The sequence below is a fragment of the Kitasatospora sp. NPDC049258 genome (assembly GCF_040678895.1).
Lineage (GTDB): Bacteria > Actinomycetota > Actinomycetes > Streptomycetales > Streptomycetaceae > Kitasatospora.
In genome coordinates this window covers 35,378-55,352 of the sequence record NZ_JBFAQT010000036.1, presented here as the reverse complement: position 1 = coordinate 55,352, position 19,975 = coordinate 35,378, and the positions used below count along the sequence as shown (strand labels likewise).

The 19,975-nt window shown below is 73.6% G+C and carries 17 protein-coding genes, 2 tRNA genes and 1 other RNA gene; 15 read left to right on the top strand and 5 right to left on the bottom strand.

Annotated features, from left to right (window positions below; genetic code table 11):
* Nucleotides 1–65: 65 nt before the first annotated feature.
* Nucleotides 66–156 (bottom strand) — tRNA-OTHER (locus AB0K43_RS24900).
* Between the two features lie 181 nt (nucleotides 157–337).
* Between AB0K43_RS24900 and AB0K43_RS24895 the strand changes: the two genes are divergently transcribed.
* Nucleotides 338–619 carry a type II toxin-antitoxin system Phd/YefM family antitoxin gene (locus AB0K43_RS24895; protein ID WP_363643352.1) on the top strand — a complete coding sequence of 94 codons (282 nt, stop codon included), beginning with the start codon at nucleotides 338–340 and terminating at the stop codon, nucleotides 617–619.
* 5 nt (nucleotides 620–624) lie between these two features.
* Complete coding sequence (locus AB0K43_RS24890; protein ID WP_363643349.1) at nucleotides 625–903, top strand: type II toxin-antitoxin system RelE/ParE family toxin; 279 nt, start codon at nucleotides 625–627, stop codon at nucleotides 901–903.
* A gap of 173 nt (nucleotides 904–1,076) precedes the next feature.
* Here AB0K43_RS24890 and AB0K43_RS24885 read toward each other — a convergent pair.
* Nucleotides 1,077–1,161, bottom strand: a tRNA-Ser gene (locus tag AB0K43_RS24885).
* 131 nt (nucleotides 1,162–1,292) lie between these two features.
* On the opposite strand from AB0K43_RS24885, the gene ffs reads away from it, so the two are divergent.
* The 9 genes from ffs (at nucleotide 1,293) to AB0K43_RS24840 (ending at nucleotide 9,996) form a co-directional block, all read left to right on the top strand.
* Nucleotides 1,293–1,383, top strand: an RNA gene (gene ffs, locus AB0K43_RS24880) — signal recognition particle sRNA small type.
* 59 nt (nucleotides 1,384–1,442) lie between these two features.
* Nucleotides 1,443–3,647 (top strand): DNA polymerase III subunit gamma and tau, encoded by a 2,205-nt coding sequence (locus AB0K43_RS24875; protein ID WP_363643347.1) that lies wholly within the window; start codon nucleotides 1,443–1,445, stop codon nucleotides 3,645–3,647.
* Between the two features lie 73 nt (nucleotides 3,648–3,720).
* A complete protein-coding gene (locus AB0K43_RS24870; protein WP_363643345.1) occupies nucleotides 3,721–4,065 on the top strand; it encodes a YbaB/EbfC family nucleoid-associated protein in 345 nt (114 codons plus the stop codon).
* Nucleotides 4,066–4,230: 165 nt separating this feature from the next.
* Entirely contained in the window at nucleotides 4,231–4,830 is a 600-nt protein-coding gene (gene recR / locus AB0K43_RS24865; RefSeq protein ID WP_363643343.1) for a recombination mediator RecR, read from the top strand.
* Nucleotides 4,823–5,467 (top strand): DUF5063 domain-containing protein, encoded by a 645-nt coding sequence (locus AB0K43_RS24860; protein ID WP_363643341.1) that lies wholly within the window; start codon nucleotides 4,823–4,825, stop codon nucleotides 5,465–5,467. Before recR ends, AB0K43_RS24860 begins: the two co-directional genes overlap by 8 nt.
* Before the next feature lie 344 nt (nucleotides 5,468–5,811).
* Nucleotides 5,812–7,092, top strand: a complete 1,281-nt coding sequence (locus AB0K43_RS24855) for an aspartate kinase (protein WP_363643339.1) — start codon at nucleotides 5,812–5,814, stop codon at nucleotides 7,090–7,092.
* Between the two features lie 373 nt (nucleotides 7,093–7,465).
* Nucleotides 7,466–8,035, top strand: coding sequence for a SigE family RNA polymerase sigma factor (locus tag AB0K43_RS24850; RefSeq protein WP_363643382.1), 570 nt, complete (start codon nucleotides 7,466–7,468; stop codon nucleotides 8,033–8,035).
* A complete protein-coding gene (locus AB0K43_RS24845) occupies nucleotides 8,028–9,134 on the top strand; it encodes a hypothetical protein (RefSeq protein ID WP_363643337.1) in 1,107 nt (368 codons plus the stop codon). The genes AB0K43_RS24850 and AB0K43_RS24845 overlap by 8 nt, the downstream gene beginning before the upstream one ends.
* A gap of 76 nt (nucleotides 9,135–9,210) precedes the next feature.
* Complete coding sequence (locus AB0K43_RS24840) at nucleotides 9,211–9,996, top strand: SURF1 family protein (protein ID WP_363643335.1); 786 nt, start codon at nucleotides 9,211–9,213, stop codon at nucleotides 9,994–9,996.
* A gap of 11 nt (nucleotides 9,997–10,007) precedes the next feature.
* On the opposite strand, the gene AB0K43_RS24835 is transcribed toward AB0K43_RS24840, so the two are convergent.
* Both AB0K43_RS24835 and AB0K43_RS24830 read right to left on the bottom strand, forming a co-directional pair.
* On the bottom strand, nucleotides 10,008–10,331 hold the full coding sequence (locus AB0K43_RS24835; protein ID WP_363643333.1) for a hypothetical protein: 324 nt from the start codon (nucleotides 10,329–10,331) through the stop codon (nucleotides 10,008–10,010).
* Nucleotides 10,328–12,145 carry a prolyl oligopeptidase family serine peptidase gene (locus tag AB0K43_RS24830; protein ID WP_363643331.1) on the bottom strand — a complete coding sequence of 606 codons (1,818 nt, stop codon included), beginning with the start codon at nucleotides 12,143–12,145 and terminating at the stop codon, nucleotides 10,328–10,330. Before AB0K43_RS24830 ends, AB0K43_RS24835 begins: the two co-directional genes overlap by 4 nt.
* A 150-nt stretch (nucleotides 12,146–12,295) precedes the next feature.
* On the opposite strand from AB0K43_RS24830, the gene AB0K43_RS24825 reads away from it, so the two are divergent.
* From AB0K43_RS24825 to AB0K43_RS24815, 3 genes are all read left to right on the top strand, one after another.
* A complete protein-coding gene (locus tag AB0K43_RS24825) occupies nucleotides 12,296–12,832 on the top strand; it encodes a hypothetical protein (protein WP_363643329.1) in 537 nt (178 codons plus the stop codon).
* Nucleotides 12,833–12,962: 130 nt separating this feature from the next.
* The gene (locus tag AB0K43_RS24820) at nucleotides 12,963–15,170 is read left to right on the top strand and encodes an MMPL family transporter (RefSeq protein ID WP_363643327.1); all 2,208 of its coding nucleotides are present in this window, start codon (nucleotides 12,963–12,965) and stop codon (nucleotides 15,168–15,170) included.
* 87 nt (nucleotides 15,171–15,257) lie between these two features.
* Entirely contained in the window at nucleotides 15,258–16,760 is a 1,503-nt protein-coding gene (locus AB0K43_RS24815) for an MFS transporter (RefSeq protein ID WP_363643325.1), read from the top strand.
* 66 nt (nucleotides 16,761–16,826) lie between these two features.
* Here AB0K43_RS24815 and AB0K43_RS24810 read toward each other — a convergent pair whose 3' ends face one another.
* The gene (locus AB0K43_RS24810) at nucleotides 16,827–18,464 is read right to left on the bottom strand and encodes an FAD-dependent monooxygenase (RefSeq protein WP_363643323.1); all 1,638 of its coding nucleotides are present in this window, start codon (nucleotides 18,462–18,464) and stop codon (nucleotides 16,827–16,829) included.
* Between the two features lie 409 nt (nucleotides 18,465–18,873).
* Here AB0K43_RS24810 and AB0K43_RS24805 point away from each other — a divergent pair, with 409 nt between their 5' ends.
* Nucleotides 18,874–19,965 carry a SchA/CurD-like domain-containing protein gene (locus tag AB0K43_RS24805; protein ID WP_363643321.1) on the top strand — a complete coding sequence of 364 codons (1,092 nt, stop codon included), beginning with the start codon at nucleotides 18,874–18,876 and terminating at the stop codon, nucleotides 19,963–19,965.
* Nucleotides 19,966–19,975 lie beyond the last annotated feature (10 nt).

Here is a 19,975-nt window from a genome sequence, read left to right as displayed (position 1 = left end):
CCGGCAGGAGACAGCCCGGCAACGACGATGGCCCGGACCGCTGTGCGGTCCGGGCCATCTGCCGGCGGAGGATACGAGATTCGAACTCGTGAGGGGTTGCCCCCAACACGCTTTCCAACTGTTCGTCCGGCTGTCCGGGGACGGCCGTAAACGTCCTGACCTGCGGTTGAGCGGGTGGTTAGCAGGGCTCCGGACGTCCCTGGACGCGGGTGAATGCAACCAGAACTGCAACCAGGGCACTGGGCGCTCCATGTCAACCCAGGCCTCGGACGGCGGAGCTAGGAGGCGGGGCCCAGAAGTTCCGAAGGCTCGCATGTACATCTGCTACATTTGTGGCATGAGTGAACCGGTGATCGCATCCATGGCCGAGGTTCGCAGTCACCTGGCGGACGTCCTCGACCGGGCCCGTCGGGACGAGACCCCGACGATCATTACTCGGCGCGGCAAGCAGGAAGCCGTCGTGATCGACATCCTTGAGTACCAGCGTCTGAGCCGGCTGGCTGAGCAGGCCGAGGAGTCCTGGCTGAACCGGCTGGCCGACGAGGCGGAATCCGAAGGCACTGAAGGTTCGGTCTCGCTTGAAGAGATGGCCGCCCTGCTCCGCGCCCACCACGCCTGATCTCCGTGGGCTACGTGACGCGGTTCACCCCGCATGCGCAACGGGACATGCTCAAGATTCCGCGCCCTGACGCTCTGCGGATCCTCTATCGCCTGACCGAACTCCAGAAGGGGTTGGACGAGGGCGACACAACGGCCTTCGACATCAAAGCTCTTCAGGGACACAGCTCGCGGTGGCGTCTCAGGGTCGGCGACTACCGAGTCGTGTACACGATCGAGGACGGCCAGCTGATCGTGTGGGTGATGGCTGTCGGAAACCGCCGCGACGTGTACCGCAGCCTGTAGCTGCTGGGGCGCTACCTATCCACGACACTCGGGCCGGTGGGGCGCCACTGCCACTGGCGCCTCCTCCGCTCCGAGGCATGAGAGTTGGCCTCGAGACTACGGATGAGACTGTGAACCACGAAGGGCCCGGCCGCAGTGCGGTCGGGCCCTTCGTCTGCCCTGGCGGGCGGGTGCGGAGGATACGAGATTCGAACTCGTGAGGGGTTGCCCCCAACACGCTTTCCAAGCGTGCGCCCTAGGCCACTAGGCGAATCCTCCGTGGGAGAGCTTAGTACATGTTCAGGGGTGCTCGCGACCACCTATCCGCAGGTGGTCACGGGTGGCTGCCTGCGGATCGCGGAAGTGGGGTGGCGGTACAGGTGGGGTCGTGGATCCGCTACTCTGGTGCCAGCCCCTCGTGTGGCGTTATCTCTCTGAACCCCCCCAGGGCCGGAAGGCAGCAAGGGTAGGAGGGCTCTGGCGGGTGCACGAGGGGTCCTTGCGTTCCCGCGACCTGCGGGGCGGCGCGTTTGTCCGCCGCGCCCGATATCGTCGGTGGCGTGTCCCTAGCCCTGTACCGCCGCTACCGCCCGGAGACCTTCGCGGAGGTCATCGGGCAGGAGCACGTGACTGCTCCGCTCCAGCAGGCCCTGCGCAACAACAGGGTCAACCACGCCTATCTGTTCAGCGGCCCCCGAGGCTGTGGCAAGACGACCAGCGCGCGCATCCTGGCCCGCTGCCTCAACTGCGAGCAGGGCCCGACCCCCACCCCGTGCGGGGAGTGCCAGTCCTGCACCGACCTGGCCACCGGCGGCCCCGGCTCGATCGACGTGATCGAGATCGACGCGGCCTCGCACGGTGGTGTCGACGACGCCCGTGAGCTGCGCGAACGGGCGTTTTTCGCCCCGGTGCACAGCCGCTACAAGATCTTCATCCTGGACGAGGCCCACATGGTCACCTCGGCTGGCTTCAACGCGCTGCTGAAGGTGGTGGAGGAGCCGCCGGAGCACCTCAAGTTCATCTTCGCCACCACGGAGCCGGAGAAGGTGATCGGGACGATCCGTTCCCGCACCCACCACTACCCGTTCCGGCTGGTGCCGCCCGGCACCCTGCGCGACTACCTGGCCCAGGTCTGCGGCCGGGAGGGGATCCAGGTCGAGGACTCGGTCTTCCCGCTGGTGGTCCGGGCCGGGGCCGGTTCGGTGCGTGACTCGATGTCGGTGATGGACCAGCTGCTGGCCGGCGCCACCGAGGGCGGGGTGACCTACCAGATGGCCACCTCGCTGCTCGGGTACACCGACTCCGCGCTGCTGGACGAGGTGGTGGACGCCTTCGCCGCGCAGGACGGGGCGACGGTCTTCCAGGTGATCGACCGGGTGGTCGAGGGCGGGCACGACCCGCGCCGGTTCGTGACGGACCTGCTCGAGCGCCTGCGTGACCTGGTGATCCTCGCCACAGTGCCGGACGCGGGCGAGAAGGGCCTGCTGGACGCGCCCGCCGACCGGGTCGCGATCATGCAGGCGCAGGCGGACGGCTTCGGCGCCGCCGAGCTCAGCCGGGCCGCCGACATCGTCAACACCGGACTGACCGAGATGCGGGGGAACGCGGCCCCGCGCCTCCAGCTGGAGCTGATCTGCGCCCGGGTGATGTTGCCGGGTGCGTACAGCGACGAGCTGTCGCTGCAGGCCCGGCTGGACAAGCTGGAGCGACGGGCCGCGGCCGGCGCGCTGGCAGCGCCCGTGGGCGGATTCGCGCCCCCGGTGGCCCCCGTGCCCCCGGTGCAGATGCCCGGCGTCCAGGCCCAGGCTCCCGCTCCCGTGAGCACCCCGGCACCGGCACCGGCGACGGCACCGGCCGCACCGGTACCGGTACCGGCACCGGCACCGGAGAGCACGCCGGCGGCCCAGGCCCAGCCCGCCCAGGCCCCCGCACCCGCCCCCGGTGCCTGGCCGATCCCGCGCAGCTTCCCGCCCGCCGCCGGCGCCGGCCAGCAGGCCCAGCCGCCCCAGCCCGCGGCGGCGCCGCCCACCCCGGCCCCCGAGGCGGCCCCCGCCCCCGCCCCCACGCCCGCCGTGGCCCAGCCCGCGGCGGTGGCCCAGCCCCCGGCCGCGGGCCAGCCCTCCGCCGCCGCCCAGCAGGGCGCCGCGCAGATCCGCCAGATGTGGCCGCAGATCCTGGACGCGGTGAAGAACCGGCGCCGCTTCACCTGGATCCTGCTGAGCCAGAACGGGCAGGTGGCCGGTTTCGACGGCACCGTGCTCCAGGTGTCCTTCGTCAACGCGGGCGCCCGGGACAGCTTCGTCTCCAGCAACAGCGACGAGGTGCTGCGCCAGGCCCTGGCCGACGCGCTCGGGGTGGACTGGCGGGTGGAGTGCATCGTCGACCCGTCCGGCGGTTCCGCTGCGGGGCTGCCGTCCGCCCCGCCCGCCGGTGGCGGCTGGGGCGCCCCGGCGCCGTCCGCACCGCCCGCCCGCCCCGCGCAGGCCTTCCCGCCGGCGGCCGCACCGCCCCAGGCGCCCGCCCCCGCGCAGTCGGCCCCGCCGGCCCCCGCCGCGCCACTGGCCCAGCCCCCGCAACAGCAGGTGCAGCCGCCCTCCCAGCCCCGCCCCGTCCAGCCGCCGGCCCCGCAGCCGCAGGTGGCCCCGGAGGACGACGTACCGGAGGACGACGATCCGGATCTGACCGAGCAGGTGTTCTCGGGTCAGGAACTGATCATCCGTGAGCTGGGGGCGACCGTCCTGGAGGAGATCCACCACAACGGCTGATCGGGTGGCGCGTACGCTCGGAAGGGTGTCGTCGGCATCGGCGATGTTTACCGTGTACAGGCAGGAGAGAGCCGTGTTCCCTGGTGGTGGCCAGCCCAACATGCAGCAGCTGCTGAAGCAGGCGCAGAAGATGCAGGAGGAGCTGGGCAAGGCGCAGCGCGAGCTGGCCGAGGCGCAGGTGAGCGGCTCGGCGGGCGGCGGTCTGGTCGAGGCGACGGTGACCGGTGCCGGCGAGCTGGTGGCGCTGACGATCGCGCCCGCCGCGGTGGACCCGGAGGACACCGAGACCCTGGCCGACCTGGTGCTGGCCGCGGTCCGGGACGCCACCGCGGCGGCCCAGAAGCTGCAGGCCGAGCGGATGGGTCCGCTGACCCAGGGCCTGGGCGGCGGCGCGGGGATCCCGGGTCTGCCGTTCTGACCTGGTTCTCCCGGGGCCCCGGTGGGTCCGGGGATGTGTGATTTATGCGGTGGTCGGGCGTCGGACGGTGTGTCCGACGCCCGATTCGTTGGATGATGGCACCGGAGCACCCGGCGCCGGGGCAGCAGGCCCCGGAGCGGTGCCCGGCCGACGGAAGGCGCGGAGTTGTACGAGGGCGTGGTTCAGGACCTGATCGACGAACTGGGCAGGCTGCCCGGCGTCGGGCCCAAGAGCGCGCAGCGGATCGCCTTCCACATCCTGCAGGCCGACCCGGTCGACGTCCGCCGGCTGGCGTTCGCGTTGCAGCAGGTCAAGGAGAAGGTCCGGTTCTGCGTGGTCTGCGGCAATGTCGCGGAGGCCGAGCAGTGCCGGGTCTGCCTGGACCCGCGGCGCGATCTCGCGGTGATCTGCGTGGTCGAGGAGCCGAAGGACGTGGTGGCGATCGAACGCACCCGGGAGTTCCGGGGCCGCTACCACGTGCTCGGCGGGGCGATCAGCCCGATCGAAGGGGTCGGACCGGACGATCTGCGGATCCGCGAGCTGATGACGAGGCTCGCGGACGGCACGGTCACCGAGCTGATCCTGGCCACCGACCCCAACCTGGAGGGGGAGGCGACCGCCACCTACCTGGCCCGGCTCTGCAAGCCGATGGGCCTGAAGGTGACCCGGCTGGCGAGCGGCCTGCCCGTCGGCGGGGATTTGGAGTACGCCGACGAGGTCACCCTCGGCCGGGCCTTCGAAGGGAGACGACTGCTCGATGTCTGACGTAACCCACAGCCTCACCCATACCGACGAGCCGGACGACTTCGCCGTCCAGATCGCCGACTCGGTGGAGAGCTTCGTGCTGGCGGTCTCCGAGGTCGCCAAGGGCGACGAGCCGGGCAGCGCGGTGTCGCTGCTCCTGCTGGAGGTCTCCCAGCTGCTGCTGGCCGGCGGAAGGCTGGGGGCGATCGAGGACGTGCTGCCCGAGGACCGCTTCGAGCCGGACACCGGCCCGGAGCCGGACGGCGTCGAGCTGCGCGAGCGGCTCGCCGAGCTGCTGGCGCCGATCGACGTGTACCACGAGGTCTTCGACCCGTACGGCCCGCCGGAGAAGCCGAGCGCCTTCCGGATCTCCGACGACCTGGCCGGGGTGGTGGCCGAGCTGCAGCACGGGCTGACCCACTACCGCGAGGGCCGGATCAGCGAGGCGCTCTGGTGGTGGCAGTTCTCGTACCTGTCGAACTGGGGCTCCACCTGCACCGCCGTGCTGCGCGCGCTGCAGTCGCTGATCGCGCACGTCCGGCTGGACAGTCCGATCGGGGCGGCGGCGGACGGTGCGGACACCGACGACGACGGGCTCACCGACGAGCAGCTGGAGCAGCAGGCCGGCGACCTGATGGCGGCCGAGCTCGGCCTCTGACCGGCGGCGGGTTGACCACGGCCCAGGGCCGCCGGCCCGATGGCCGGCGCCGGCTGCTGCGCGGGAAAATGTGACGCAGACATCAGCGATTGCCGGAGCGGTGAAATCCCGGGGTCCGGCCGCCGGTGGCCCGGCGATTCTCCGGGCCGCCGGCGCTTCCTCCGCAGACCTGCCGGTCGGGCCGGAGCACGGCTGCCCACCAGGCGATACCGGCGTCTCATCATATGGAATGAGGCGGATCGGCCTGGCCCGCTCGATAGACTGACGCGGACCGCACCACCCCTCTCCCCGGGGGGTGAGGGGGCCACCAACCCCCCGAATCCGACTCAAGTCGAGGAGCGCACGTGGGCCTTGTCGTGCAGAAGTACGGCGGCTCATCCGTTGCGGATGCCGAGGGCATCAAGCGCGTGGCCCGTCGGATCGTCGACACCAGGAAGGCCGGCCATGAGGTCGTCGTCGTGGTGTCCGCGATGGGCGACACGACGGACGAGCTCATCGAACTCGCGGAACAGGTGACCCCTCTTCCGTCCGGCCGTGAGTTCGACATGCTGCTGACCGCTGGAGAGCGGATCTCCATGGCCCTGCTGGCCATGGCGATCAAGACGCTGGGCCACGAGGCGCAGTCCTTCACCGGAAGCCAGGCCGGTGTCATCACCGACTCCACGCACAACCGGGCGCGCATCATCGATGTCACGCCGGGCCGGATCCGCAACGCCCTGGACGAGGGCAACATCGCGATCGTGGCCGGGTTCCAGGGCGTCTCCCAGGTCAGCAAGGACATCACCACGCTCGGCCGGGGCGGTTCGGACACCACCGCCGTGGCGCTCGCCGCCGCGCTGGGCGCCGAGGTCTGCGAGATCTACACCGACGTGGACGGCGTGTTCACCGCCGATCCGCGGGTGGTGAAGAAGGCCCGCAAGATCGACTGGATCGGCTTCGAGGACATGCTGGAGCTGGCCTCGTCCGGCTCCAAGGTGCTTCTGGACCGCTGTGTGGAGTACGCGCGGCGCTACAACATCCCGATTCACGTACGCTCGTCCTTCTCCGGTCTGCCGGGGACCATCGTCAGCGGTACCAACCCGAACAAGCCCGAAGGGGGCGAGATGGAGCAGGCCATCATCTCCGGAGTCGCCCACGACACGTCCGAGGCGAAGATCACCGTCGTCGGCGTGCCGGACAAGCCGGGCGAGGCGGCCCGCATCTTCCGCGCCATCGCGGACGCCGAGGTCAACATCGACATGGTGGTGCAGAACGTCTCCACCGCGTCCACCGGCCTCACCGACATCTCCTTCACCCTGCCCAAGACCGACGGCCAGAAGGCCATCGACGCCCTGGGCCGGGTCAAGGAGGGCATCGGCTACGAGTCGCTGCGCTACGACGACGCGATCGGCAAGCTCTCCCTGGTCGGCGCCGGCATGCGCTCCAACCCGGGTGTGACGGCGACCTTCTTCGAGGCGCTCTCCGAGGCCGGGGTCAACATCGAGCTGATCTCCACCTCGGAGATCCGGATCTCGGTGGTCACCCGGTCCGAGGACGTGCCGGAGGCGGTCCGCGCCGTGCACAGCGCCTTCGGCCTGGACAGCGAGACCGACGAGGCCGTGGTCTACGGCGGCACCGGGCGCTGACCCGGCCGATCCCGCACGGTCCGTACGGCCGGCCGCCTCCGGGCGGCCGGCCGTACGCCGTTCCCGGCACGCCGTTCCCGGCCCGAACCGCGCGAGCCGCCGAGGCCGGAACCGCTCCGCCAGGCCCGGCTCCGCCCCGCGCGCACCCTGCGCGCACCTCCTGCCCACCCCGCGCCCACCCCACGTCCACCCCGTCCCGGTCGGCGGGCGCGATCCCGGACGATGGGTCAGAATCCCTTCCCAGAACCCTGGAGCGGAATTCCGGCCGTACGGAAGAATGCTTCCGGGGTCAGGGCAACCATGACAGGGGTTCGAGTGTCCAAGAGGCGTGGCGAATGCAATGGGGGCAGTGGGCGTGGCGACACTGCCGGTGATGACGCTGCCGGGGGCGGCCCGGCGGCCGGCCGATAGCGCCGTGGCAGCTGCCGCGGCGGCATCGGGCGCGGCCGGGGCCAGCGTCGACCAGCTGACCGAGACCTACCGGGCCCACTACCGGTCCCTGCTGCGCCTGGCCGCCCTGCTGCTGGACGACCTGTCCTCCTGCGAGGACGTGGTGCAGGAGGCCTTCATCCGGGTGCACGCGGCCCGGCGGCGGGTGCGCGAGCCGGAGAAGACCCTCGCCTACCTGCGGCAGACCGTGGTGAACCTCTCCCGGTCGACGCTGCGACGACGGATCCTCGGCATGCGGCTGCTGCCCAAGCCGATGCCTGACATGGCCAGTGCAGAAGAGGGCGCCTACGATGCGCTGGAGCGCGATCGCCTTCGGGCCGCGCTCCGGGGGTTGCAACGCCGTCAGCGGGAGGTACTGGTGCTGCGCTACTACGCGGATCTGACCGAGGCTCAGGCAGCGGAAGTGCTCGGGATCTCCGTGGGTTCGGTCAAGGCCTACGGCTCGCGCGGCCTGACCGCGCTGCGGGTCGTGATGGACACCAGCGATGACTGACCTGCACGGTCGCCGGGACGGCGATCCGACGAGTGGTCAGCCCGGTGAGGGCACCCCGCAGGAGCGTCTGCTGAGAGCGATGCTGCACCGGGCGGTCGCCGAGGTGGAACCGGACTCGGCGGCGCTGCCCCGGATCCGGGTCGGTGTGCCGCGCCGGCGGGTCCGCTACCGCAACACCTGGACGGGCGCGGCCGCCGCCGTGCTGATGGCCGCCGCAGCCGTCCCGGCCATCCAGGGCATCGGACCGCTCGGCCTGTCCGGCGGCCCGGGCGGGGACGCGGCCCACACCCCGATCCACCCGGGCGGCAGCCCGACCGGCCCGAACCGGGACGCCCTGCACAGCGCGGTGGCGGGCCGCCCCGCCGACAGCGCGACCGGGGCGAGCCTGCCCGCCGACCCCGGCACGGCGGCCCCGAGCCCCACCGCGGGCAGCGGCTCCGCCAGCCCGTCCGCCCCGGCCCAGACCCCCTGGTGCGCCCCGGCCGACCTCGGGCAGTCGGCATCCCGGCTGGAGACCGCCGACGCCGCCGGCAAGGTCTACGGCTGGTTCGCGCTGCGCAACACCTCCGGCGCCAGCTGCCGGGTGCCGGACGGCGGCGTCCTCAGGGTCACCACCGCCGTCGGCAGCGAGCCCGGGAGCGTCAAGGTGCTGCCGCACCGCGCGGGCGACGCGGCGGCCGCCCTTCCCGCCCCGCCGGCCCAGCCGCAGGAGGTGCTGCTCGCACCGGGCGCCTGGTACCGGGTCCGGTTCGGCTGGGTGCCCGGCTCGGGCTGTACGACGCCGGGAGCCGGGCCGAGCAGCCAGGCGGTGCCGGCCGTCCGCGCCGGCCTGGTCGAACCCGCCACCGCCGTCCCGAACGCGGCGGAGCCGGGCGACGGCAGCAGCCCCAGCCCGTCCGCCCCGGCCAGCCCCACCCCGAGTCCCAGCCCGTCGCCGAGCGGCCCGGAGCCCGTCCTCACCCTGGCGTACGCCCCGCAGGCGGCCGCACCCCAGGTCGCCGAGCTGGCGCTGCGCGGCTCCTGCGGCGGGACGGTCCACCAGTCGCTGCCCGAGCCGTTCGGCACTGCCGACCAGCCCTCGGCGCCGGCCGGGGGCTGACGCGGCTCGCCCGAGCCGGCGGGGCGGGCGCGACCCGGCGGCGGGAGCGGGGTGAGGACTGGTTACGGTGGGGGGTGTGTACCGGTTTCTCCTGACCCCGCGCTGGCTCGGCGGCACCGCTGTCGGCCTGGTCGCCATCGTGGTCTGCCTGCTGCTCGGCTCCTGGCAGCTCGGGCGGTTCGAGGACCGGCTCGGCACCCACCGCACCCTGGCCGGTGCCACGGCCACCGCCGGCGCCCCGGTGGCGCCGCTGGACTCCGTGCTCGCCGGCCCGCAGGCCAGGGTGAGCACCGACACGGTCGGCCGGCCGGTCCGGGTGGCCGGCGAGTACGACACCGCCCACCAGCTGCTGGTGCCCAACCGCACCGTCGACGGCCGGTCGGGCTACTACGTGCTGACCCCGCTGCGCACGCCGGACGGCCGGGCCGTCGCGGTGGTCCGCGGCTGGGCCGCCGGCGCACCCGGCGCCGCGCCGGCCGTGCCGGCGGCACCCGGCGGCCCGGTCGGCGTGACCGGCCGGCTGCAGGCGCCGGAGAACGCCGGCAGCGGCGGCGCGGTGGCCGGCGGCCTGCCCGCCGGGCAGCTCGGCACGATCGGCCCGGCCACGCTGCTCAACCTGCTGCCCTACCCCGTGTACGACGGCTGGCTGGCCGCCGACGAGCCGCCGGCCGGGCTGACCGCGGTGCCGACCGTGCAGCCGCAGGGCGGCGAGGGGCTGAGCCTGCGGGCGTTCCAGAACCTCGGCTACACCCTGGAGTGGTTCGTCTTCGCCGGCTTCGTGGTCTTCATGTGGTACCGCCTGATCCGCCGCGAGGCGGAGGCGGCCGAGGACCGGGCCCTCGGCCTGGACCCGGCCCTGTGACCCCGCCGCCGTTACTTGCTGGGGCTCGGCCACCCGAAGGACGGGGTGGGCGTCGGGGCCTTCCCGCAGCCGCCACCGTCGTCGTCGCTGCCGCTGCGCGAGCTGGTGTGGTGGTGCACCGTCCTGGTCTTGGAGCTCTTCGACGAGCTCTTGCTCCCGCTGCTCTTGCTCCCGCCGCTCCCGCTCTTGCCGCTCTTGGCCAGCGCGAGTTCGGGCGCGGCCAGTGCCTGCGCGCAGTCGGAGTAGTCGTCGGAGGCGCAGCCGCTCGCGGTCAGCAGCACGGTGAGCACCACGGCCACCGCCAGCGCGGCGCCGCCCCGGCCGGGCCGGGTCATCCGAGCTCCCCGAGGTGGCGGCGGACGAAGTCGATCTCCAGTCGGAGCTGCCTGATCCGCTCCTCCACCACCAGCGAGCCGTGCCCGGCGTCGAACCGGTACACCTCGTGCACCTTGCCCAGCTCGCCGAGCCGCTGCACGTAGTTGTCGATCTGCCGGATCGGGCAGCGGGGGTCGTTCACCCCGGCGCTGATGTACACCGGTGCCTGCACCTGCTCGACGTAGCTGAGCGGCGAGGAGGCGTGCCAGCGGTCCGGGACCTCTTCCGGGGTGCCGCCGAAGAGCGTCCGGTCCAGCGACTTGAGCGCCTCCATCTCGTCCGCGTACGCGGTCAGGTAGTCCGCGACCGGGACGGCGGCCAGGCCGAGCGTCCAGTGCTCCGGCTGCACGCCGAGCCCCAGCAGGGTCAGGTAGCCGCCCCAGGAGCCGCCGGAGAGCACCAGCCGCTTCGGGTCGGACAGCCCGGAGGCCACCGCCCAGTCGCGGACCGCGTCGATGTCCTCCAGCTCGATCAGGCCGACCCGCTCGCGCAGCGCGTCCGTCCAGGCCTGCCCGTAGCCGGTGGAGCCGCGGTAGTTGACCCGGACGACCGCGAAGCCGTGGTCCAGCCAGGCGGCCGGACCGGCGGCGAAGGAGTCGCTGTCGTGGTGGGTCGGCCCGCCGTGCACCTCGAAGACGGTCGGGAACGGGCCCACCCCGTCCGGGCGCTGGACCAGTGCGTGCACCCGGCCGCCCGGCCCGTCCACCCAGACGTCCTCGACCGGCACCGAGCCCGGCGGCACCGGGCCGGGGGCGCGCAGCACCACGGCGCCCGAGGTGGAGCGGACGGCCGAGGGCTCGGCCGCCGAGGACCACAGGAACTCGACCGTGCCGTCCGGCCGGGCCGTGGCCCCGGCGACCGTGCCGCGCGGGGTGTCCAGCCGGGTCAGCCGCCCGTCCGCCAGCTCGTAGGAGAACAGCTCGCTGCGGGCCTCGTACTCGTGCTCGATCAGCAGGGCCCGCGCGCCCGGCCGCCACTGGGCTGAGAGGTCGCCGGGGAACTCCCGGCCCTGCTCGTCGCGGAGCACCAGCTCGGTCTCGGTGCCGTCGGTGAGGTCGTAGACCACCGGCTCCCAGCGGCCGCGGCGCTGGTGCGCGACCAGCAGCCGGGTGTCGCCCTGCGCCGGGGCGAAGCCCAGGCAGGCCAGCCCGCGCGGATCGGGCCGCCCGGTGGCCTCGTCCAACTCGGCGACGGTCGCACCGTCCGCGGTGCGGATCACCCGGATCGCGGCGTGCATCGCGTCGCCGTGCTCGGTGTGCTCGACGGCCAGCAGCGCGCTGTCGTAGGAGAGGTCGCCGATGCCGCCGTACTCGGCGTGCCGGTAGATCACCTCGGCCGTCGCGGAGCCGGGCCGGCGCAGGTACACCTCGGTGCCCTCCTCCTCCCCGGAGGTGCCGACCACCACGGTGCCGTCCCGGCCCAGGGCCAGGCCGGTCGAGTACGCGGCGCGCACGCCGGGCACGGCCTCCTCGTCCGGGCCGCCGCCGAAGGGCTGGCGGCGCCAGACACCGAGCTCGTCGCCGTCGGTGTCGTCGAACCACCAGATCCACTCGCCGTCGGGGCTCAGCTCGGCGTCGGTGGTGCCGTTCGGCCGGTCGGTCGCCCGGCGGTGGCTGTCGGCGGCCCGGTCCCAGGCGTACACCTCGTAGGTCCCGGTGGCGTTCGACACGTACAGCGCGCGTTCGGGGGCGTCCTCGGCCCAGTCCGGCAGTGACACCCGCGCCGCCCGGAACCGCTGCTCCCACGCCGGTACGGCGCTCGTCTCCTCGCTCATGGCCCCATCCAACCCGATCGGCGGCGGGTAGCGGAACGCCGCGGGACGCCACGGCCGCCGGACACGCGGCCGCCGCAGGCCTGACGAGCCGTCGCCGGCCCGCCGGGTTATCAATGAATGCCACCAAACCAGGACAAATGGAGTGCATTCATGGCCGTCGCCCTGTCGAACCGTGACCATCCGACGCTCACCGTCGCCGCCTCCGGCCTGGTCGCCGAGGTGGAGGCCTACCTGGCCTCGCTGCCCGGCCCGGCCCGGCCGCTCCAGCCGTACGTCTGCCCGCTGGGCAGCACCCTGCTGCCGTGGTACGCGGGGTACCCGCTGCCCCGCCGGACCGTGCTGGACCGGCTGGCCCGCCGCCCGGCCCGCCCGGTCGAGGTCACCGTGGCCGGCCACCTGCGGCTCACCACCCGCTACCTGACCGCCTTCGGCTGGCTCCAGGGCGCGATGTGGGACCGCGAGGGCCGGGTCTGCCTGCTCGGCGCCCAGGCCGCCGTCCTCGCGCACGGCTACGGCACCCCGTACACCGCCCGCCGCGCGCGCACCCAGGTGATGGAGGTCCTGCACGCCACCGGGCGGCCGGTCAGCTCGCCGGACGCCTACAACGACGCCGCCGGCACCACGCAGGCGGACGTGCACCGGCTGCTCGACCACGCGGCGGCCCGGGCCGCGAGCCTGGGCATCTGACGGCCGATCGGGCCACCCGTCCGGCGGAGTGTGTCACGACAGGGCCCGTCCTGACGGTACGTATGGTCGGAAAAACCACAGAGATGAGCGCCGGCCGGGGGGTCGGTGCCGCAGCCGTCCGGGAGAGCGCATGTCCGTCCCGCACCCCCCGCCCGCCAGCGCCACCGCGAGCAGCGGCACCGGAGCACTCTGGCGCCTCGGTTCCTGGTGCGCCCGGCACTGGCTGGTCGTCCTGCTGATCTGGCTGGTCGCCCTCGGCGGCCTCCAGGCGGTCAACCGGCTGTTCGGCGGAGAGTACTCGGACGACTTCGCGCTCCCCGGCTCGCAGTCCAGCATCGGCCAGAACGTCCTCCAGGACCACGACCCCTCGATCGGCGGCTACAGCTCCCCGGTGGTGCTGAACGACGCCCAGCCGCTCAGCACCTTCCAGAGCCAGATCGCGCAGGTGGTCACCGCGCTGCAGCAGCTGCCGCACGTGACCTCGGTGCAGAACCCGCTCGCCGTGCCCTCCCAGCCGACCGGCCCGCTGTCCGCGAACGGGCAGACCGGCTTCATCACGATCCGCTTCGACTCCAACCCCAGCACCCTCGGCGACCCGTACCTGACCGGGGTCGACGACGCGGTCGCCCCGTTGCGGGCGGTCGGCGTGGAGGTGGAGTACGGCGGCTCGCTGGGCGAACTGGCCCGGCCCGCGCCGGACGACCGGACCAGTGAGGCGATCGGCTTCGGGGTGGCGATCCTGGTCCTGCTGATCGGCTTCGGCAGCGTGATCGCGGCCGGCCTGCCCCTGGTCACCGCGCTGATCGGGGTGATCGTCGGGCTGGCCTGCCTCGGCCTGCTGGCGGCCGCGGCCACCTTCGCCACCGTCTCGCCGACCCTGGCCACCATGATCGGACTGGGGGTGGGCATCGACTACGCCCTCTTCCTGATCACCCGTCACCGCCAGGACCTGATGGACGGCATGGATCCGATCGCCTCGGCCGGCCGCGCCGTGTCCACCAGCGGCCGGGCGGTGCTGGTCTCCGGCTGCACGGTGATCGTGGCGCTCACCGGCCTCTCGGCCTCCGGCGTCACCTTCATCACCAAGCTCGGCGTCGCGGCCGCCGTGACCGTGGTCTCCGCGGTGCTGGGCGCGCTCACCCTGCTGCCGGCCCTGCTCGGCCTGATCGGGCCCCGGATCGACCGCTTCCGGGTGCGCACCCCCATCGCCGAGTCCTCGGCCGCCCCGGGGGAGGAGGCCCAGGGCTTCTGGCACCGGTACGCCCGGCGGGTCGAGTTCCGGCCCTGGACGTTCCTGATCGGCGGCGTGGTGGTGATCGGCGTGCTGGCCATCCCGCTGTTCTCGATCCAGCTCGGCCACATCGACGACGGCGCCGACCCGATCACCTTCACCGACCGCCGCGCCTTCGACCTGATGACCGACGCCTTCGGGCCGGGCTCCAACGGCCCGCTGACCGTGGTGATCGACCAGAGCTCGGTGGCCGCCGGCGACCGCGCCGCCCAGGCCGGCACCGTCCAGCAGGCGCTCACCGGCCTGCCGGGCGCCTCCAGCGTCACGCCGCTCCAGCAGACCCCGGACGGCGAGGTGCTGTTCGGCACGGTCTACTCCTCGACCGTGCCGCAGGACGAGAACACCACCCATCTGGTCAACCAGCTGAAGGACACCGTCCTGCCGGACGCCCTGGCGGGCACACCGGCCACGGGCTACGTCACCGGCAGCACGGCCGGGCAGGTCGACTTCCTCGACATCGTCTCCGAACGGCTCCCGGTGATCATCGCGGTGGTGGTCGGGCTGGCCTTCCTGATCATCCTGCTGGTCTTCCGCGGCCCCCTGGTCGCGCTCAAGGCGGCCGTGCTCAACCTGCTGTCGATCTCCGCCTCCTACGGCGTGGTGGTGGCGGTCTTCCAGTGGGGCTGGGGCGGCCCGGCCCTGGGCGTCAACGGCACGGTGCCGATCGAGAGCTACGTGCCGATGATGATGTTCGCGATCGTCTTCGGCCTGAGCATGGACTACGAGATCTTCCTGCTCTCCCGGGTGCACGAGGCCTGGACCAGGACGGGGGACAGCAGGGCCAGCGTCGCGCACGCGCTGGAGATCACCGCCCGGGTGATCAGCTGCGCCGCACTCATCATGTTCTCCGTGTTCGCGGCCTTCATCCTCAGCGACAACATCGTCATCAAGATGCTCGGCCTGGGCCTCGCGGTCAGCGTGCTGATCGACGCCACCGTGGTCCGCCTGCTGCTCGTCCCGGCCGTGATGACGCTGCTCGGCACGTGGGCCTGGTGGACGCCGCGCTGGCTCGACCGGGTGCTGCCGCACCTCAACCCCGAGGGCTGACCGCCCGCTCCAGCCTCCCCGGGCCCGCTCCAGCCTCCCCGTGCCCGCGCCCGGCCCACCCGTGCCCGCACCCCGAAAGGCCGCACCGTGACCGCACCCGCTCCGACCGAGGCCGGCCCGGCCTCCGACCGCCGCTGGCAGGCCCTCTCGGTGTGCCTGCTGGCCGGCTCCATGACGCTGCTCGACATCAGCATCGTCAACGTCGCACTGCCGTCCGTGCGGACCGGCCTGCGGATGTCGGACAGCGGCCTGCAATGGGTGCTCTCCGGCTACGCGCTGGCCTTCGGCCTGGTGCTGGTCCCGGCCGGGCGGCTCGGGGACGCCCGCAGCCGCCGCGCGGTCTTCATGACCGGGCTGGCCCTGTTCACCGCCGCCAGCGCGGTGGCCGGGGCGGCGCAGAACGAGGGCTGGCTGGTGGGCGCCCGGCTGGTGCAGGGCCTGGCGGGCGGTGTGCTCGTCCCGCAGATCTCCGGCTTCATCCAGCAGCTCTTCAGCGGCCAGGAGCGCGGCCGGGCGTTCGGGATGCTGGGCACCACGATCGGCGTCTCCACCGCCGTCGGCCCGCTGCTGGGCGGCCTGCTGATCGAGGCGTTCGGGGCCGCCGAGGGCTGGCGCTGGGTCTTCTACGTCAACCTGCCGATCGGCCTGGTCGCGCTGCCGGCCGCCTACCGCCTGCTGCCCGGGAAGGCCGCCGACCCGAGCCCCGCACCCGGCCCGCACCGCCGGGGCGACTTCGACCCGGTCGGCGTCCTGCTGCTCGGCGCCGGCACCCTGCTCCTGCTGCTGCCCTTCGTGGAGCAGCAGTGGCAGGGCGACGCCAAGTGGCTGCTGCTGATCGGGGCCGCCGTGCTGCTGGCGGCCTTCGCCGGCTGGGAGCTGCACTACGGCCGCAGCCACGAGCCGGTGGTGCGGATGAGCCTGTTCCGGGCCCGCTCGTACTCGCTCGGCGTGCTGCTCTCGCTGGTCTACTTCGCCGGATTCACCGCGATCTTCTTCGTGTTCAGCCTCTACCTGCAGAGCGGCCGGCACTACAGCGCCCTGCTGGCCGGCCTGGCGATCACCCCGTTCGCCCTCGGTTCGGCGGTGGCTGCCACGGTCGGCGGCCGGGTGGTGCACCGGTTCGGGCAGCTGGTGGTGACCTCGGGGCTGGTGCTGGTGGTGGCGGGCCTGTCCGCGGCGGCGCTGGCGGTCCACCTGTGGTCCGGGCGCGAGGTCGGCTGGGCGACCGCCGCGCCGCTGCTGCTGGCCGGTGTGGGCAGCGGCCTGGTCGTCTCGCCGAACCAGACCCTGACGCTCAGCCGGGTGCCGGTGGCCCGGGCCGGCAGCGCGGGCGGCGTCCTGCAGACCGCGCAGCGGATCGGCTCCGCGGTCGGCATCGCGGCCGTGGGCTCGGTGTTCTTCTCCCAGGTGGGCGCCCACCCGGGCGACTGGGCCGGGGCCTTCCAGCGGGGCCTGCTGGTCGCCCTCGGCTTCGTGGTGCTGGCCCTGCTGGTGACGCTGGTGGACGGGGCGGCAGGCCGGGCGCGCCGGGCCCGGGCCGAGGCCGCCGAGCCCGACCGGGCCGGCAGCCTGAGCGGCGACGAGCGCTGAGCCTGCGGCGGGCACCGAGTCGGCGGCGGGCACTGAGTCCAGCGCCCGCCGCCGGCTCCGCGCGGCTCAGCCCGCCGGGTGCAGCACCGCCCGCAGCACCTCGTCCAGCACCGTCTCCGGCTCGCCCGTCGGCCCCTCCCCACCCGACCGCCAGGCCACGAACCCGTCCGGGCGCACCAGCACCGCGCCGTCGGCCGTGCTGCCGTACGCCTGCGCCCACTCCGACCCGGGCTCCGGCGCCAGCTCGTGCTCCGGCCCGGTACCGATCCGGTACGCCGCCAGCGGGACGCCGGTGCGCGCGGTGATCCGCTCCGCGGCGGCCTTCCAGGCCGCGCCCTCGGGCCCGGCGAGGAGCACCAGGGAGTCCTCGAACAGGTCGAGGGTGGAGATCCGGACCCCGGCCCGGCGCACCCAAAGGTGCGGCGCCCGGGTGCCGGGGTCGCCGGTCGCGGCGAAGCCGTCCGGCACCGGCGACAGCTCGGGGTCCGTCCCCACCACGGCGCCCACCGGGTAGCGGTAGCCGAGCGCGACCGCCAGCACGTTCTTCTGCCGGCCCGCGCCCGGCACCGCGTCGTAGCCCGGGTGCCGGTGCTCGGCGGACCGGGCCGAGGCCCGGGCCCCGGTCGCCCGGGCCACCGGCTGCCGCTCCTGACCGTAGGTCTCCAGCAGACCGGGCCCGGCCCAGCCGCCCAGCACGGCGGCCAGCTTCCAGGCCAGGTTGTGCGCGTCCTGGATACCGGTGTTCGAGCCGAACGCGCCGGTGGGGGACATCTCGTGGGCGGAGTCGCCGGCCAGGAACACCCGCCCGTCGCGGTACCTCCGGGCCACCCGCTCGGCGGCGTGCCAGGGCGCCTTCCCGGTGATCTCGATCTCCATGTCCGGTGCGCCGACGGCGGCCCGGATGTGCCGCACGCAGCGCTCGTCGGTGAAGTCCTCCAACGGCTCGCCGTGCTCGGGGTGCCAGGGGGCGTGGAAGACCCACTGCTCCTGGTTGTCGACCGGCAGCAGGGCCCCGTCGCCCTGCGGGTTGGTCAGGTAGCAGGCGATGAAGCGGCGCTCGCCCACCACGTCCGCCAGCCGCTTGGCGCGGAAGGTGATGCTGACGTTGTGGAACAGGTCGCCGGGGCCGTCCTGGCCGATGCCCAGCCGCTCCCGCACCGGGCTGCGCGGGCCGTCGGCGGCGATCAGGTAGTCGGCGCGCACGGTGCGCAGCTCGTCGGTCTCCCGGTCGCGCAGCACCGCCGTGACGCCGTCCGCGTCCTGCTCGAACTCCACCAGCTCGGTGCCGAACCGCAGGTCGCCGCCGAGCGCCCGGGCGTGCTTGAGCAGCACCGGCTCCAGGTCGTTCTGGCTGCACAGGCACCACCCGGTCGGGCTGAACCGGGCCAGCGCGCCACCCGGGTCGATCTCCTTGAACAGCCACTCCTGGTCGGCCCCGGTGAGCGTGTCGGCCTGCAGGATCCCGTGGTTCTCGGCCAGCACCGAGGCCGCCTCGCGGATCGCCTGCTCCACGCCCGCGGCGCGGAACAGCTCCATCGTCCGGACGTTGTTGCCGCGGCCGCGCGGGTGGTGCGAGGTGCCGGCGTGCTTCTCGACCAGCAGGTGTCCGACACCGAGGCGGCCGAGGAACAGTGAGGCGGACAGCCCCACCAGCGAGCCGCCCACGATGAGGACCGGCACCCGGTCGCTGACCTTCGAATTCATCGATTGCTCCAGATCTCTACGGGACCTTGCGGGGGACACGGAGGCCTGCCAGCGGCTGGGTGCCGACGTCTTCAGAGCCCAGGTACAGACTCCGGCGCCGACGGCCCGCACGCTCGGTGAGGGATGTCATGTCCGTGGTTTTCGCTCGGATGGCTTCCAGCCCTCGCGCCGCCGCCGACGGCGCCCCACGATCGAGCTCAGGCCTGAAGGTCGGCGACCCGGCGGTCTCGGGCGCCCGGGCGGCCACCTGACCGGACGTCCGACCGACGTCACGTCAGATCACCGCGGCGGCGCCGGGCGCACGCCGTCCGAGCGGCTCCGTCCGGCCCCGAGGCCGGGCGCGCACCGCCACCCGCCAGGCGCACCGGGCCGCGACGGCCGCCCGTCCCTCCCAAGGAGAAAGTGGATCATGACGACCCTGACCGAACCCGTATCGCGGCCCCAGCCCCTCACCACCTCGCGGCTTCGCGTGGTGCTGTTCTGCGACATCATGGACGGCACCCAGCAGCGCTTCCTCGACGCCTACGAGCAGCTCCGCCACCAGGTGGCCGCCGTACCCGGGCACGTCAGCGACCAGCTCTGCCAGTCGATCGAGGACCCCTCGCAGTGGCTGATCACCAGCGAGTGGGAGAGCGCCCAGCCGTTCCTGGCCTGGGTGGACAGCGAGGCCCACCGCGAGATGGTCAAGCCGCTGCACGGCTGCGTCCGCGACACCCGCTCGCTGCGCTACAACATCATGCGGGAGACCGCGGGCGACCGGACCTTCGACGGGCCCGCACCGGTCACCGACGGCACCGTCCGGCACGCGCTGACCTTCACCGTGAAGCCGGGCAGCGAGCGGGCCGTGGCCCAGATCCTCGCGGGCTACCGCTCGCCGGCCGCCCGGGTGGACGACCACACCCGGCTGCTGCGGACCTCGCTCTTCATGCGCGGCAACCGGGTGGTGCGGGCCGTCGAGGTGGCCGGCGACCTCGGCGCCGCGCTGCGCCACGTGGCGATGCAGCCCGAGGTCCGCGCGGTCGAGGAGGCCATCAACCCGCACCTGGAGGAGGCCCGCGACCTCGACAACCCGGAGTCCGCGCGGTCCTTCTTCATGCGCGCGGCGCTGCCCGCGGTGCACCACGTCGCGGCCCAGGAGCGGCCGTCCGGCCAGGTCACCCGGTACGCGCTGGCCTACCCGGTGCGCGGCGGCTGCGGCGCCGCGGTGGCCGGCCTGCTGGCCCGCCAGGACCAGCTGGCGGTGGCCGAGCCGGGCGGCGCGCTGGTGGCCGCGACCCTGTTCCAGCGCGAGGACCTGGTGGTCCGGGTGGTCGACCTGCTGGAGCCCCCGGAGTCGGTGCCCGCCCTGGCGCTCGGGGTGGACGGCCCGCGGGTCGCGGGCGTGCTCGCCCGGCTGGTCGAGCTGGAGGGCCACGACCTGAACGACGGCGCGGGGCTGGTCGCCTTCCTCGGCGAGTGCCGGATGGACCTGGTCACCGACCGCAGCTCGAAGGACGCCTGATCCGACCCGC

What these genes read in the sequence shown, in the direction of transcription:
- AB0K43_RS24820 (WP_363643327.1), top strand. Translation starts at nt 12,963, where the DNA reads ATGTCCGTCCCGCACCCCCCGCCCGCCAGCGCCACCGCGAGCAGCGGC.
- AB0K43_RS24860 (WP_363643341.1), top strand. Translation starts at nt 4,823, where the DNA reads ATGTCTGACGTAACCCACAGCCTCACCCATACCGACGAGCCGGACGAC.
- AB0K43_RS24830 (WP_363643331.1), bottom strand. Translation starts at nt 12,145, where the DNA reads ATGAGCGAGGAGACGAGCGCCGTACCGGCGTGGGAGCAGCGGTTCCGG.
- AB0K43_RS24825 (WP_363643329.1), top strand. Translation starts at nt 12,296, where the DNA reads ATGGCCGTCGCCCTGTCGAACCGTGACCATCCGACGCTCACCGTCGCC.
- AB0K43_RS24805 (WP_363643321.1), top strand. Translation starts at nt 18,874, where the DNA reads ATGACGACCCTGACCGAACCCGTATCGCGGCCCCAGCCCCTCACCACC.
- AB0K43_RS24895 (WP_363643352.1), top strand. Translation starts at nt 338, where the DNA reads ATGAGTGAACCGGTGATCGCATCCATGGCCGAGGTTCGCAGTCACCTG.
- AB0K43_RS24835 (WP_363643333.1), bottom strand. Translation starts at nt 10,331, where the DNA reads ATGACCCGGCCCGGCCGGGGCGGCGCCGCGCTGGCGGTGGCCGTGGTG.
- AB0K43_RS24810 (WP_363643323.1), bottom strand. Translation starts at nt 18,464, where the DNA reads ATGAATTCGAAGGTCAGCGACCGGGTGCCGGTCCTCATCGTGGGCGGC.
- AB0K43_RS24850 (WP_363643382.1), top strand. Translation starts at nt 7,466, where the DNA reads ATGACGCTGCCGGGGGCGGCCCGGCGGCCGGCCGATAGCGCCGTGGCA.
- AB0K43_RS24845 (WP_363643337.1), top strand. Translation starts at nt 8,028, where the DNA reads ATGACTGACCTGCACGGTCGCCGGGACGGCGATCCGACGAGTGGTCAG.